The following is a 357-nucleotide window of genomic DNA, read 5'->3' as shown; positions in this document are numbered from 1 at the left end:
GACTGCGGGTGCGAGAAATACCAGCCGCTGACCGCGGCGCCGGGCCACATCGCCATCGATTCGGTCAGCTCGATGCCGGTCCGCTTCGTGACGTCCATCAGGTCGAACAGTGTGGCCTTCTCGGTGTGCTCCGGGCAGGCCGGGTAGCCGGGGGCTGGACGGATTCCCACGTACTTCTCACCGATGAGCGCCTCGTTGTCCAGCTGCTCGTCCGGCTGGAATCCCCAGAACTCCTTGCGGACCCGTTGGTGCATCCGTTCGGCGAACGCCTCGGCCAGCCGATCGGCGAGCGACTCCAGCAGGATCGCGTTGTAGTCGTCGTTGGCTGCCTTGAACTCGACGATCTTGGCATGGCTG

At 65.0% G+C, this 357-nt stretch carries 1 protein-coding gene; it reads right to left on the bottom strand.

The features are described 5' to 3' along the window. Window positions 1-357, bottom strand: a 357-nt coding sequence (locus FH08_RS48835; RefSeq protein WP_035568110.1) for a vitamin B12 dependent-methionine synthase activation domain-containing protein, incomplete at both ends; no start/stop codon positions are given.

The sequence above is a fragment of the Caballeronia sordidicola genome, assembly GCF_000729995.1.
GTDB classification, from domain to species: domain Bacteria; phylum Pseudomonadota; class Gammaproteobacteria; order Burkholderiales; family Burkholderiaceae; genus Caballeronia; species Caballeronia sordidicola_A.
This window is presented reverse-complemented; position numbering and strand designations above follow the sequence as displayed.